The following is a 12287-nucleotide window of genomic DNA, read 5'->3' as shown; positions in this document are numbered from 1 at the left end:
GTTCTCGTTTTGTGGGCCTAAAGTGAGTTCCGTCAGTGACGTAAAAACACGAGTGCCTGCCTTTGGGATGACCTTCCTGCGTCAACCTCAGGGTTTACCTTCGAAAAAAACGGGTGGTGCGTTTGCGCCCTTGGGCTCTGCCCGTTCGCGGCTGAATTCGTCCACTGGACGAATTCCGAGACGCCGCTCACCCCCTCGGGTTGGCGCTGCCCTCATCACTTGGATTTCTGTGACTAGCCGCTGACAGATCACCTCGTTAGGTTGTTGCTATGGCAATGAACTATAGAACTATCTTGGAGCGCTGGCCCGTCGCGACGATTGGCCTGACGTTTCTTTCATACTTTGTTTTGCAAAGCACTGCAGACCACACTTTCCGCGCCTTTGATCAGCAGGAGTTTAACCCTGGTTGGGTGTTGTTTCTTATTGTTGGTGGTTGGGGATTCTACAGCATGTTTCACATAGTCTTTTATCTAATTCGAACGTTTAAATAGCATCGTATCAGTGGTTTATCAGTCGTCCATCTAACACCTGTGACCAACCTCACAGCCCCGACCGCGCCCACCTGCTACACTTGACCCACGGCAACCTCGGCAGGAGGCCCCTATGTCAACATCCATGATCCCCCTTATCGCACTCGGGTCGGCGGGTCTATATTCCGTTGCCATGATCTCGATGAAGTTCTGGTGGAAGCTCCCCGGTGTTGGTCTGACCCTTCTGATCGTCGCCACGTTGCTGGCCGCCGCAACGCTGGAACTTGCCGCGTTGCGCAACGAGCGGTTGGGCATCATCTATACCGGCATTCTGGGGGCCGAAGTCGTGCTGATCGCCATCGCCTCGTATTTCCTGTTTGGCGAGAACTTTTCCTATCGCGAGGGGATCGGCATCGCGCTGGTCATTGTCGGGACAGCTCTGGCCTGAGCCTGAAGCCCCATTCTAAGCCCCCGGTGAACCAATCATGAAGTTTCCCTTAGGTAAGTTGCAACCGGTGCGTGCCCTCCCAATCTGTTGACCAGACGAACAGGAGAGAGCCCATGACCAGATACATGACTGCCGGAGCAGCCGCTTTGGCCACGACCCTCGCCCTTGGAACGGCCGCGTTGGCCGATACCACGCCCGACCTGCGCGGCACATGGCTGGGGTCCTACACGACCGTCCAGCCCAGCCATTACTACAAAGGCGATCAGCCCCGGTTCAATCAGGCCGAATGGATGCTGGATGTGCAGCTTCAGGACGGCAACGTTTTCTGGGGGCACAGCAAATGGCGTCGCGATGGCGATACCAACTGGAATGAGTACGAGGCCACCGGCACCATCAGCATCGATGGGTCGGGCAGCATCGGCATCGTCGAGACCTCACCTCTGCTGATCGGGGCCAATGCGCTGATCGATGCGCGGTATGAGGAGGGGAAGATCTTTGCGGATTTCCGTAGCCTGCGGAACGGAACGACCTACAGTACCGTTCTGGAACGTCAGGTGAACTGAAGCGTGTCCGACCCGGGCGATTGTAGGGGGTAAGTACCGCTGATGCGATATTGACTGCGGCGGAGGTTAGTAGGTTGCCACGCGCGGGTCGGACCGCTTCTCAAAAACGGAATCATCGTCTCCACCGCGAGGAGACGGGCCGGGCGGCCAACTCACCGCCCTCGACAGGATCCAGACCGCCCCGCGCTAGAATGCGGCATTCCTCGGCGCGGGTCATCTGGATCTCGCGAACCTTCAGCGCGGCCTCGCGCGCGGTGACATAGCTGCCGTCCGGTCCCGGCTCCATTCCGGGGATGTTGCGTCCCCGCGACCACATCCCGCGAATGCCAGACAGCGGGTGTTTCCACTCGATCTCGTCATCATCCTGCAAATGCCAGATCCGGTTCGCCTCGACGATCGAAACCAGAGCGGCCAGTGGTTTGCCGTGCCGGGTCAGTATGATTACTTCGCGCGGGTCCTGTGCGCGGGTGACCAGAGCGCCCAAATTGGCGCGCGCGTGGGAAATGGTGCAACGCATCGGCGAATCTCCGTATGTACGATTCGAAAGATTGGTGGTCCGAGAGTTGTACAAACCGTGCAATTTTCACCTAATGGAGCGTGCGGCAGCCTTTGCGCCTGCAGCATAGGGCGAAAATGGGGGCCTGGATCAAGTCTGAACATGTCCCGGTTCAAACATGCGTGGATTCGAGATTTCTCGGATTATCCACAAAGATTTCCCGTCAGATACTAACAGTTTATCCCCGTCTAATTTTCATGCTGCAGTGCTATTTTCTTGTCGGATACAAGACGTAATGCAAAAGTCTGAACACCACACAGGTTCTTCGGAACCGAAGGTGGGACGCAAAGGCCCGGGGGTCTTGGCAGAGAGACCGGATCTTAGGATTTGCGTTGAACTGCAATGGCTTACCGGTGGGTGATCAGCCGCATGCGGGTTTCGTACCCTACTCGAATGGCTACCTTCTCAAAAGGCCGATGCACGCTGTGATGTTCCTTCGGGCGCAAAGCAGCAGTCGCAGTCTCTAAGGGGGCTGGGGCAACTGGATCGGGGTGCCCCTCGGGGCGCATCGAACCGGTAAGGCGTCAGGAGTATCCGAAAGGATGCATGCAAAGACCGCGTCTGCGCACCTGACGCCTTTTCCTTTGCCGATTTCGGTTTCATACAGGCTACCACTCACCCCTGCCGAAAGGGACCGGGGCTCTTCTGCGTGTGCAAAAGAGCCCCGATTTAGCGTCAGATGTTGCAGTGCCGCGTCTATGCACCTGTGAGGATAGGTTACTGCGGCCTGGTGCGTCTTTCAACCATATATTGATACTGGTTCCGCGCGTGGCGCAAAATAAGGTGTGCTACAGGCTTTCCTGAACGTCGGTTGCTGCGCCCTGGATGGCATCTCCGGCTTTTTCGATGTCCTTGCCGGCGCCTTTTGCAGTTTCGCAGGCGGTCAGTGCAAACAGACTCAGGCCAATCAGAATTACGCGGATCATATTCGTCTCCTTAGTGCTCGATCATTTTTCGGTAGCACCTTTCTTCAGGCGGAGCCAGTTCTTAGGCTGGGGCCTCGCCGCAGAAAAGTTCGTAAACGACTTCGAGCATGCGGCGCGGACGTTCATCCGCCAGACGATAATAGATGGCCTTACCTTCCCTGCGAGGTGTCACCAGACCTTCAAGTCGCAGGCGGGAAAGCTGTTGCGAAACAGCGGCTTGCCTGGCGGACAGCAGCTCTTCCAGTTCCGTGACAGATTTTTCACCGGACACAAGGTGACACAGGATCATCAATCTGCCTTCGTGGCTAATAGCCTTGAGGAAATTGGATGCGCTCGTCGCGTTTGAGACCATGCGGTCAAAATCTTCTTGTGACATGTCTTGGGATAGCTGGGGAATTGCCATCGATTGTGTTCCTTGCAAACCCGTTGGCCGGGCGGTGTTTCCGTTACGTAAAGAGGTGTGAGAGTAAGCCCTTCAGTACACGTTTCGTACATTCATTTCTATATGTATGAATCAAAATAGCGTGATGTGTGAAAGGGGAGTTCGGATTGAATGTTCCCGAAACGCAAAGTGCATGCAATTCAACTGAAGGCGATCTGCGGATCAGCCCGGGAAACAACAGATGGTTCGCTTTGAGGATTGATCACGATCAACATTCGGTCAGCGTTCTCACTTGCCCCCCCTTGCAGCCCCCCTTAGCCGACACTAAGACTCAGGTAACACTTGTTGGGATATTGTCCCGATCCATAGCTAAACAGGCAGGTTACGAATGTTCGATCCCGTAGAAACCTACATGAATACACTTGTCCCCATGGTCGTTGAGCAGACCAGCCGGGGCGAGCGCGCCTATGATATTTTCTCCCGCCTGCTGAAAGAGCGGATCATATTCATCAACGGACCGATCCATGATGGGATGAGCCATCTTGTTGTGGCGCAATTGCTGCACCTCGAGGCGGAAAACCCGAACAAGGAAATCTCGATCTACATCAACTCGCCTGGCGGAGTGGTGACCAGCGGTTTGTCGATTTACGACACAATGCAATACATCAAGCCGAAATGTTCCACATTGGTTATCGGTCAGGCGGCCTCGATGGGGTCGGTTCTGTTGGCCGGGGGCGAGAAGGGAATGCGCTTTTCACTGCCCAACAGCCGCATCATGGTGCACCAGCCCAGCGGCGGATACCAGGGCCAGGCCAGTGACATCATGATTCACGCGGCTGAAACGCAGAAGCTGAAGGATCGCCTGTATGACATCTACGTACGTCACACCGGACAGACGAAAAAGGCAGTCGAAAAAGCGCTGGACCGTGACAATTTCATGAGCCCTGAAGAGGCCAAGGAATGGGGTCACATCGACGAGATTGTCGAAAACCGAGCGAAAATGGACACGGAAGAGGCCTGAGGCCAATACCCCGCGTCACCGGCGCGGGGGTCATTTTGAGATTGTAGCCGCCAGAGTGCTGGCCTAAGCTGCACACACAGGTGTAAGCGCCCCCGAAAAGGGGTGCAGGGACGAAGCCCGAAAGGTAGATCATGGCGACGAATTCAGGCGGCGATGGGAAAAACACGCTCTACTGCAGCTTCTGCGGCAAAAGCCAGCATGAAGTCCGTAAGCTGATCGCAGGTCCCACGGTTTTCATCTGTGATGAATGTGTTGAGCTGTGCATGGACATCATCCGCGAGGAGACCAAGGCCAGCGGGCTGAAGTCTTCTGACGGTGTTCCGACGCCCAAGGATATTTGCGAAGTACTGGACGATTATGTAATCGGTCAGGCCACCGCAAAGAGGGTTCTGTCGGTTGCCGTTCATAACCATTATAAGCGTTTGAACCATGCTCAGAAAGCGGGCAGCGATATCGAACTGTCGAAGTCGAATATCCTGCTGATCGGCCCGACCGGTTGTGGTAAAACGCTGCTGGCGCAGACACTGGCGCGCATTCTGGACGTCCCGTTTACCATGGCGGACGCGACTACGCTGACCGAAGCCGGGTATGTGGGCGAGGATGTCGAAAACATCATCCTCAAGCTGCTTCAGGCCAGTGAGTACAACGTCGAACGTGCACAGCGTGGCATCGTCTATATCGACGAGGTTGACAAGATTACCCGCAAGTCCGAGAACCCTTCGATCACGCGCGACGTGTCGGGTGAGGGCGTGCAGCAGGCTTTGCTGAAACTGATGGAAGGGACAGTGGCCAGCGTCCCCCCACAGGGTGGCCGCAAGCATCCCCAGCAGGAATTCTTGCAAGTGGACACGACGAACATTCTGTTCATCTGTGGCGGCGCATTCGCGGGTTTGGACAAGATCATCGCGCAACGCGGCAAAGGTTCGGCCATGGGTTTTGGCGCCGATGTGCGCGACAATGATGACCGCGGTGTCGGCGAGATATTCAAGGAACTGGAGCCCGAGGATTTGCTGAAATTCGGCCTGATCCCGGAATTCGTCGGTCGTCTGCCGGTTCTGGCGACGCTTGAGGACCTGGATGAAGACGCGCTGGTGACTATCCTGACCAAGCCCAAGAACGCATTGGTCAAGCAATACCAGCGTCTGTTCGAACTGGAGGATGTTGAACTGGCCTTTACGGATGACGCCCTGAAGGCAATCGCCAAAAAGGCCATCGAGCGCAAAACCGGTGCGCGGGGTCTGCGGTCGATCCTGGAAGATATTCTGCTGGATACCATGTTCGAACTGCCTGGTATGAAGAATGTCAGCGAAGTTGTTGTGAACGAAGAGGCGGTCATCTCTGACTCGCAGCCTCTGTTCATCTATACCGACGCTGCACCGGAGTCGGCATCGGCCGGATAAAATCGGTCATCGATCGCGGCTGTGGTTCGCTGTGCTGAATCGGTTGAGGGGGCTCTGCCCCCGCCACCAAATGAGAACTTCCCCCGCGGTACTCCCAGCCAAAAGAAGCCGGGGATTTCCACTTGGAAGGTTTGCGCGTGCAAGTATGTACAACTCCGGCGGTTTCCCAAGCGGGTAAGGTGAATGGTCATGACGCTTAAACGCATTCCCTCTGGTGGTGAGTTCGAAGCAAAAGTCGGGTACTGCCGTGCAGTGGTCGCGGGCGGTTGGGTTCATGTAGCCGGTACAGTCGGGCAGGGCCCGGGCGCGGTCGAACAATGCCGATCGGCGTTGGCTATCATCGAAAAGGCCTTGGCAGAGGCGGGGGCAGGCTTTGAAGATGTGGTTCGGGTCACCTACATGTTGCCGGACCGCAGCGAGTTCGAACCGTGCTGGTCGATTTTGGCCGAGACTTTCGGAGCCAATCCTCCGGCTGCGACAATGATCGAATGCGGTCTGATCGATCCGAAATTCAGGATCGAGATCGAAGTGACCGCCTTTCTGTCGGAGTGACGCAGGTGGTATCAGGGGCACTGGACCTTGGCGGGCCTTTGGTCCATACCTTTCTTCGACGAAATGCCGGAGGCACCCGATGGGAATCCTGAACAGTCTTTTGCGAGCTGTGACCTGGTGGAATGGGTCGACTTTGAACACTCAGATCTACACTGCGCGCAAGGGCGTGAAAGTGGGCGAAGACAATGAAGGCAACGTGTTTTACCGCAATGCCGACGACAGCAGGCGTTGGGTTATTTTTAATGGTGAGGCCGAAGCCACCCGGGTTGATCCTGAATGGCATGGTTGGTTGCATCGCACTTGGGACGAGCCTCCGACGGATAAACCGCTGCCGCATAAATCCTGGGAAAAACCACATCAGGAAAACCTGACCGGCACCGCGCTGGCCTATACTCCTGCCGGGTCTCTGCGTCGTGCAGAACCGATGGAGCGTAGGGACTATGAGGCCTGGAGCCCAGAATAGACGAGGCAAAAATGTCGACCCATAACTGGACCGAAATTCTTGTCGGCGGCGTCGTATTGGCCGGTGCCGTGGCATTTGGCGTTTATGCCAGTCAATCGACGGGCTTGTCGCAAGGTACCGCTGGATACGAACTGGGCGCGTCGTTCAGATCTCTGGAAGGGGTAGGCGTCGGTACGGATGTTCGCCTTGCCGGTGTCAAAATCGGAACCGTGACGGATGTCAACCTCAACCCGGATACCTACCGGGCGGACACGACCTTCACGATTGCGGACGGGATTCTCGTGCCGGACGACAGTGCCATTGTCATTTCGTCAGAAGGTTTGCTGGGCGGAAACTTCGTCGAGGTAATGCCCGGCGGCTCGCCGTTCTTTTTTGATCCCGGCGATGAGATCGAGGATACCCAGGGCGCGGTCAGCCTGATCTCGCTTCTGGTCAAGTTTGTCGCCGGAGACGGCAGCGAATGATGCGCGTCGCGTTTCTTGCCTTGTTGCTTTCCGGCACTGGTGCGGCCGCGCAGCAGAATGTTCAGTCTGGACCCGGGGCACTGTTGCGGGGCCTCGACAAGGTGAATGGCCAGACCGTCGATGTTGAATTGCAGACCGGCGAGACAGCAGCGGTTTTTGGGCTGGATGTCGCCTTGGGGGATTGCCGTTATCCCGTTGACAATCCAACGGGTGACGCTTTCGCCTATCTGACCATCTGGGAGAGCGGAAAGGCCGATCAGCTGTTTGACGGTTGGATGATCGCGACGTCCCCGGCTTTGAATGCGCTGGATCACGCGCGTTATGACGTTTGGGTCATACGATGTATTACACTCGCTGCGGACTGATTTAGCGGCGCTGTGAAATCGCCGCTGAAGTTCAGGGCTTCTTCCAGCTCTTTCTTGTAGACACCGCGCGGAATTTCGATCGCCCCCAAAGAGGCCAGATGTGCGGTTAGAAACTGCGTGTCAAACAGACGGAACCCGGTTTGCCGCAGACGGTCCACAAGATACGCGAGGGCGATTTTCGAGGCGTCTTTGCGCCTTGAGAACATGCTTTCGCCAAAGAAGGCCGCGCCCAGGGTCACGCCATAGACGCCCCCCACCAGCGCGGTGCCTTCCCAGACTTCCAACGAATGCGCATGACCGGTTTGGTGCAGCTGACGGTAAAGGTCGTGCAACTGGGCGTTGATCCAGGTATCGGCCCTGTCGGCGCAGCCGTCGACGACGCCGGAAAAGTCCTGGTCGATTGAGATGTCGAACCCGCAGTTTCGAATACGGCGTGCCAGGCTTCTGGATATGTGAAATCCGTCCAGTGGTAAGACACCCCGGAACTTGGGATCGACCCAGAACAGGTCGGGGTCATCGCGATGCTCGGCCATCGGAAAGATACCGATGGAGTATCCATGCAGCAAAAGTTCGGGGGACAAGCTCATGTCAGGTATGAGTCAACCGGAGGGCACGGGCCCTCCGGTCCTTGGTGACTACTGTTCCATATTCTCCGCAAGCCAGCGCTCCAGCCAGTGGATGTTATAGTTGCCGCTGCGCAGATCGGGTTCCTGCAACAGGGCGTGGAAAAGAGGGACAGTGGTGTCTATGCCGTCGACAATCAATTCTCCCAATGCGCGTTCCAGTCGGGCCAGCGCTTCTGCCCGGTCGCGACCCTGCACGATCAGCTTGCCGATCAGAGAGTCGTAGTAGGGTGGAATCGAGTAACCGTCATAGAGCGCCGAGTCCATTCGAACCCCCAAGCCACCCGGTGCGTGATACGCGGTGATCTTGCCGGGACAGGGCGAGAAATTGGGAAGCTTTTCGGCGTTGATCCGAACCTCGATGGCGTGGCCGTTGATTTCCAAATCGTCCTGACCGAACGACATCGGTTCACCCGCGGCGACAAGGATTTGTTCGCGCACCAGGTCGACGCCAAAAATAGCTTCGGTTACCGGGTGTTCCACCTGAAGACGGGTGTTCATCTCGATGAAATAGAACTCGCCATTCTCATACAGGAACTCGATCGTTCCGGCGCCGATATAGTTGATCTTGGCGACCGCGTCGGCGCAGACCTTGCCGATCTTGGCGCGTTCTTCCGGTGTGATGGAGGGACCTGGGGCCTCTTCGAATACTTTCTGGTGCCGCCGCTGTAGAGAGCAGTCACGCTCGCCCAGATGAACGGCCTTGCCTTTACCGTCGCCAAAGACCTGAATCTCGATGTGGCGCGGCGTGGTCAGGTATTTCTCTATATAAACCTCGTCATTGCCAAAGGCGGCTTTGCCCTCGGCACGTGCGGTCATAAACGCGCTTTCCATCTCATTCGCGTTCATCGCGACTTTCATGCCGCGTCCGCCGCCACCTGCAGTGGCCTTGATGATGACAGGATAGCCGAATTCCTCACCGATCTTCTTGGCGGCCGCAAGATCAGGCACGCCACCATCAGATCCTGGAACGCAGGGCACGCCCAGAGCCTTCATCGTGTCCTTGGCTGTAATCTTGTCGCCCATGACGCGGATATGTTCCGCTGTGGGGCCGATGAAAGTAATGCCGTGATCTTCGACGATCTGCACGAACTCGGCATTCTCGGACAGGAAGCCATAGCCGGGGTGGATCGCCTGCGCACCGCTGATTTCACAGGCCGAGATGATCGCGGGCACTGACAGGTAACTCTGGGGGCTAGGCGGGGGGCCGATGCAGATCGATTCGTCAGCCATGCGCACATGCATCGCGTCGCTATCCGCGGTGGAGTGGACGGCAACCGTCTTAATCCCCATCTCGCGGGCGGCGCGGATGACGCGCAGGGCGATCTCGCCTCGGTTGGCAATCAGGATCTTGTCGAACATGGGCCCGCCTTACTCGATAATGACCAGAGGGGTGCCGAACTCCACAGCGTCGCCATCGCCAACCAGAACACGCTTGATGGTACCCGACTTGGGTGCGTGGATGTGGTTCATGGTCTTCATTGCCTCGACGATCAAAAGAGTGTCACCTTCGGAAACAGAAGCGCCGACCGAAATGAACGCAGGTGCGCCGGGCTCGGGCTGCATGTAGACGGTACCAACCATAGGGGAAGTTACAGCGCCGGGGTGGCTGGCCGGATCTTCCTGAGCGGCAGGAGCTTCCGCCACGACGGGGGCCGCTGCAGGGGCGGGTGCTGCTGCAGGTGCGGCGACCTGAACTGGCGCGGCCGCGGCTTGTGTCATACGGCTGACGCGGACGTTCAGGCTGTCTTCGTCGCCATACTCGCGCTTGACCTGCAGTTCGGTCAGATCGTTATCGCGCAGCAACTCGGCCAGAGCTTTGATGAATGCCACATCCGCTTCGTGTTTGGTGTCTGTCATGAGTATCCTCGACGGTTCCCCTTTGGCCCGTCTGTTTCTTGCGGGCTCTGATCAAATTACGCAGGGTTATAGGCTAAGCGGCGGTGCATGAAAAGCGTCGACTCGCACCATCACAGGCGGGAATCTCGTATAATTTAAAGGGGCGGACAGGTTACAGAGGCATCCCTGACAATTTGGCGACCAGCTCAGGTAATTTGCGGGCCCCGAATTTCTCAAGCAGGCGGGCGCGATAGGCTTCGATTGTGCGGTAGCTCAGCCCCAATTCCACGCCGATTTCCTTGGCGGACAGGCCGCGGCAGGACAGGATCGCCACTTCGCGTTCTCGGACGGTCAATTCGACAAGGGGACGTTCTTCCGAGATGTCGGAAAAGCTCCAGATTCCATGCCGGAACGGGTCATCCGGTGTCAAGGAACGGCCACGGGCGCGGCACCAGAACAGATCGCCATTACGTCGGCGCATGACGCGCTCATCCGTATAGTACCCGGTGTCACGCATCACTTGAAGGCTGCGCTCTCCGATCCTCTCCCAATCAGCAACCGACGGGTAAAGATGCAGCAACGGCATGTTGCGGTAATCGGTTTCTTCACCACCAAAAGTGCGGGCGAACTGCAGATTGCAGCGTCTGATGATCCGGTTTTCCAGCTCAACCAACCCGATCGGGGCATATTCAAAGGCGGGGTCACTCATTTGCCTATCGTGCCGGGAAACCACGCGGAATTGAAGGGGAGATGCGGTTTATTGTGACTGCTGATGCGCTGCTGATGTGTCATGGTTGTTGCGGTTTTTGTTAAGGGTGTAAATGCGACTTGAAAACTTGTGGGTAAACTACAGAAACACATGATATGTTCTGAAAACAGGCGACCGAACCCTGGTCAGGAGAAGCCAATCATGCGCGATATGTTGACAGGAAGCCGCATCCGGGAAAGACGGCAGATTGCCGGGCTTCGGCAGGCAGAACTTGCGCGCCTGGCCGGTATATCGGCGTCTTATCTGAACCTGATCGAACATAACCGCCGAAGGATTGGTGGCAAATTACTGGTGGACATAGCGTCTGCACTCTCTGTTGAACCTTCTGTCCTGACCCAGGGGATTGAGGCAACCCTTGTGACGGCCCTGCGGGAGGCGGCGGATGATGCCGTCGGGCAGCAGGCCGAAGTGGACGGGCTGGAGGAATTCGCCGGGCGTTTTCCCGGGTGGGCCGGGGTTCTTGCACAGATGCACCGCCGGGTTGTTTCGCTTGAGCGGAATGTCGAGGTCTTGTCAGACCGCCTGACGCATGACCCTCATCTTGCGGCATCAATGCACGAAGTGCTGTCCACAGCGGCCGCGATTCGTTCAACAGCGGCAATTCTTGCAGACACAAAGGACATCGAAGCCGAGTGGCGGGAGCGGTTTCACAAAAACTTGCATCAGGATGCAGAACGGCTGGCCGGCAGTTCCAAGGCACTTGTAACCTTTCTGGACGAAAGTGATTCGTCAGTTGATCCGCGCGGTGTTCCGCTTGAAGAGGTCGAAGCCTTCTTCGAATCCCGTAGGTACAGTTTTTCGGAACTGGAACAAGGGGAAGACGTGGATGCTGTTGATCTGAGCAGTCTCAACACGTCGGCTGCCCGAATTGTGGCGCGTGAAATTCTGGAGATGTATCGCGATGATGCAACTGTGTTGCCGCTGGATGCACTCAGATCGGGTCTGCAAGAAGACGACGCGGATCCCATCGCGTTGGCCCACCGTTTTTCCGTAGACGTCGCCACCATTCTCAGACGACTGGCATTTTTGCCCGAGGATGTGTTGCCGCAACCTGTTGGTATGGTGCTGTGCGATGCGTCCGGCAGCATATTGTTCATCAAGCCGATTCCGGGCTTTGCGTTGGCGAGGCATGGTGAGGTTTGCCCCCTATGGCCGTTGTTTTCGGCTTTGAGTCGTCCGCTTGTTCCTGTTCGCAAGCAAGTTGTCCAGATGGGCCGGACACCTGCTGAATTCGAATGCTTCGCCTATGCCTGGCCTTATGCTGTATTGGGGTATGATCAGGATCCCGCCTACCGCTCGGTCATGCTGGTTCGTTCGGTCAACGAAACAACAGGTGACGCACCGGTTACGCGGGTCGGGTCGAACTGCCGCGTCTGTCCCAGCAATGCGTGCAAGGCCCGCCGCGAGCCGTCGATTTTGAGCGAAGGCTTTTGACACTTTCCCGGC

The 12287-nt window shown here is 56.9% G+C and carries 16 protein-coding genes; 9 read left to right on the top strand and 7 right to left on the bottom strand.

What is annotated here, in order from left to right; genetic code table 11:
* Positions 1-603 precede the first annotated feature (603 nt).
* Complete coding sequence (locus AC2FFA_RS11225; protein ID WP_496851738.1) at positions 604-918, top strand: hypothetical protein; 315 nt, start codon at positions 604-606, stop codon at positions 916-918.
* A gap of 113 nt (positions 919-1031) precedes the next feature.
* The gene (locus AC2FFA_RS11220) at positions 1032-1481 is read left to right on the top strand and encodes a hypothetical protein (protein WP_117869648.1); all 450 of its coding nucleotides are present in this window, start codon (positions 1032-1034) and stop codon (positions 1479-1481) included.
* Positions 1482-1593: 112 nt separating this feature from the next.
* On the opposite strand, the gene AC2FFA_RS11215 is transcribed toward AC2FFA_RS11220, so the two are convergent.
* The 3 genes from AC2FFA_RS11215 to AC2FFA_RS11205 all read right to left on the bottom strand — a co-directional run bounded on the left by AC2FFA_RS11215 (position 1594) and on the right by AC2FFA_RS11205 (position 3366).
* Complete coding sequence (locus tag AC2FFA_RS11215) at positions 1594-1998, bottom strand: type II toxin-antitoxin system Phd/YefM family antitoxin (RefSeq protein WP_496851737.1); 405 nt, start codon at positions 1996-1998, stop codon at positions 1594-1596.
* 827 nt (positions 1999-2825) lie between these two features.
* A complete protein-coding gene (locus tag AC2FFA_RS11210) occupies positions 2826-2963 on the bottom strand; it encodes an entericidin A/B family lipoprotein (protein WP_117869646.1) in 138 nt (45 codons plus the stop codon).
* 61 nt (positions 2964-3024) lie between these two features.
* A complete protein-coding gene (locus tag AC2FFA_RS11205) occupies positions 3025-3366 on the bottom strand; it encodes an ArsR/SmtB family transcription factor (RefSeq protein ID WP_496851736.1) in 342 nt (113 codons plus the stop codon).
* Between the two features lie 367 nt (positions 3367-3733).
* On the opposite strand from AC2FFA_RS11205, the gene AC2FFA_RS11200 reads away from it, so the two are divergent.
* The 6 genes from AC2FFA_RS11200 (at position 3734) to AC2FFA_RS11175 (ending at position 7610) form a co-directional block, all read left to right on the top strand.
* A complete protein-coding gene (locus AC2FFA_RS11200) occupies positions 3734-4366 on the top strand; it encodes an ATP-dependent Clp protease proteolytic subunit (RefSeq protein WP_117869644.1) in 633 nt (210 codons plus the stop codon).
* Between the two features lie 131 nt (positions 4367-4497).
* Positions 4498-5766, top strand: coding sequence for an ATP-dependent Clp protease ATP-binding subunit ClpX (clpX, locus tag AC2FFA_RS11195; RefSeq protein ID WP_117869643.1), 1269 nt, complete (start codon positions 4498-4500; stop codon positions 5764-5766).
* Positions 5767-5955: 189 nt separating this feature from the next.
* Positions 5956-6318 (top strand): RidA family protein, encoded by a 363-nt coding sequence (locus tag AC2FFA_RS11190; RefSeq protein WP_496851735.1) that lies wholly within the window; start codon positions 5956-5958, stop codon positions 6316-6318.
* 79 nt (positions 6319-6397) lie between these two features.
* Complete coding sequence (locus tag AC2FFA_RS11185; RefSeq protein ID WP_496851734.1) at positions 6398-6781, top strand: NADH:ubiquinone oxidoreductase subunit NDUFA12; 384 nt, start codon at positions 6398-6400, stop codon at positions 6779-6781.
* A gap of 11 nt (positions 6782-6792) precedes the next feature.
* On the top strand, positions 6793-7245 hold the full coding sequence (mlaD, locus tag AC2FFA_RS11180) for an outer membrane lipid asymmetry maintenance protein MlaD (RefSeq protein ID WP_496851733.1): 453 nt from the start codon (positions 6793-6795) through the stop codon (positions 7243-7245).
* Positions 7242-7610 (top strand): DUF2155 domain-containing protein, encoded by a 369-nt coding sequence (locus tag AC2FFA_RS11175; protein WP_496851732.1) that lies wholly within the window; start codon positions 7242-7244, stop codon positions 7608-7610. Before mlaD ends, AC2FFA_RS11175 begins: the two co-directional genes overlap by 4 nt.
* Here the strand turns inward: AC2FFA_RS11175 and aat are convergent.
* The 4 genes from aat to AC2FFA_RS11155 all read right to left on the bottom strand — a co-directional run bounded on the left by aat (position 7565) and on the right by AC2FFA_RS11155 (position 10781).
* Complete coding sequence (aat, locus tag AC2FFA_RS11170; RefSeq protein WP_496851731.1) at positions 7565-8197, bottom strand: leucyl/phenylalanyl-tRNA--protein transferase; 633 nt, start codon at positions 8195-8197, stop codon at positions 7565-7567. The genes AC2FFA_RS11175 and aat overlap by 46 nt on opposite strands.
* Before the next feature lie 48 nt (positions 8198-8245).
* Positions 8246-9595: an acetyl-CoA carboxylase biotin carboxylase subunit gene (gene accC / locus AC2FFA_RS11165; RefSeq protein ID WP_496851730.1), complete on the bottom strand. Its 1350-nt coding sequence runs from the start codon at positions 9593-9595 to the stop codon at positions 8246-8248.
* Between the two features lie 9 nt (positions 9596-9604).
* A complete protein-coding gene (gene accB, locus AC2FFA_RS11160; RefSeq protein ID WP_299639782.1) occupies positions 9605-10093 on the bottom strand; it encodes an acetyl-CoA carboxylase biotin carboxyl carrier protein in 489 nt (162 codons plus the stop codon).
* 151 nt (positions 10094-10244) lie between these two features.
* The gene (locus AC2FFA_RS11155; RefSeq protein ID WP_496673997.1) at positions 10245-10781 is read right to left on the bottom strand and encodes a LuxR C-terminal-related transcriptional regulator; all 537 of its coding nucleotides are present in this window, start codon (positions 10779-10781) and stop codon (positions 10245-10247) included.
* A gap of 201 nt (positions 10782-10982) precedes the next feature.
* Between AC2FFA_RS11155 and AC2FFA_RS11150 the strand changes: the two genes are divergently transcribed.
* Positions 10983-12275: a helix-turn-helix domain-containing protein gene (locus tag AC2FFA_RS11150; protein ID WP_299898741.1), complete on the top strand. Its 1293-nt coding sequence runs from the start codon at positions 10983-10985 to the stop codon at positions 12273-12275.
* The last annotated feature ends 12 nt before the right edge of the window (positions 12276-12287 follow it).

The organism is Ruegeria sp. YTSB088, assembly GCF_059609825.1.
Note: the sequence above shows the minus strand (reverse complement) of the source record. Positions and strands in the feature narration are given on the sequence as shown.

Excerpts from the sequence above, each read along its gene's own strand:
- AC2FFA_RS11190 (WP_496851735.1), top strand. The coding sequence starts at position 5,956 with ATGACGCTTAAACGCATTCCCTCTGGTGGTGAGTTCGAAGCAAAAGTC.
- aat (WP_496851731.1), bottom strand. The coding sequence starts at position 8,197 with ATGAGCTTGTCCCCCGAACTTTTGCTGCATGGATACTCCATCGGTATC.
- AC2FFA_RS11205 (WP_496851736.1), bottom strand. The coding sequence starts at position 3,366 with ATGGCAATTCCCCAGCTATCCCAAGACATGTCACAAGAAGATTTTGAC.
- AC2FFA_RS11200 (WP_117869644.1), top strand. The coding sequence starts at position 3,734 with ATGTTCGATCCCGTAGAAACCTACATGAATACACTTGTCCCCATGGTC.
- accB (WP_299639782.1), bottom strand. The coding sequence starts at position 10,093 with ATGACAGACACCAAACACGAAGCGGATGTGGCATTCATCAAAGCTCTG.
- AC2FFA_RS11175 (WP_496851732.1), top strand. The coding sequence starts at position 7,242 with ATGATGCGCGTCGCGTTTCTTGCCTTGTTGCTTTCCGGCACTGGTGCG.
- clpX (WP_117869643.1), top strand. The coding sequence starts at position 4,498 with ATGGCGACGAATTCAGGCGGCGATGGGAAAAACACGCTCTACTGCAGC.
- AC2FFA_RS11185 (WP_496851734.1), top strand. The coding sequence starts at position 6,398 with ATGGGAATCCTGAACAGTCTTTTGCGAGCTGTGACCTGGTGGAATGGG.
- mlaD (WP_496851733.1), top strand. The coding sequence starts at position 6,793 with ATGTCGACCCATAACTGGACCGAAATTCTTGTCGGCGGCGTCGTATTG.
- AC2FFA_RS11150 (WP_299898741.1), top strand. The coding sequence starts at position 10,983 with ATGCGCGATATGTTGACAGGAAGCCGCATCCGGGAAAGACGGCAGATT.
- AC2FFA_RS11225 (WP_496851738.1), top strand. The coding sequence starts at position 604 with ATGTCAACATCCATGATCCCCCTTATCGCACTCGGGTCGGCGGGTCTA.
- AC2FFA_RS11215 (WP_496851737.1), bottom strand. The coding sequence starts at position 1,998 with ATGCGTTGCACCATTTCCCACGCGCGCGCCAATTTGGGCGCTCTGGTC.
- AC2FFA_RS11220 (WP_117869648.1), top strand. The coding sequence starts at position 1,032 with ATGACCAGATACATGACTGCCGGAGCAGCCGCTTTGGCCACGACCCTC.
- accC (WP_496851730.1), bottom strand. The coding sequence starts at position 9,595 with ATGTTCGACAAGATCCTGATTGCCAACCGAGGCGAGATCGCCCTGCGC.
- AC2FFA_RS11210 (WP_117869646.1), bottom strand. The coding sequence starts at position 2,963 with ATGATCCGCGTAATTCTGATTGGCCTGAGTCTGTTTGCACTGACCGCC.
- AC2FFA_RS11155 (WP_496673997.1), bottom strand. The coding sequence starts at position 10,781 with ATGAGTGACCCCGCCTTTGAATATGCCCCGATCGGGTTGGTTGAGCTG.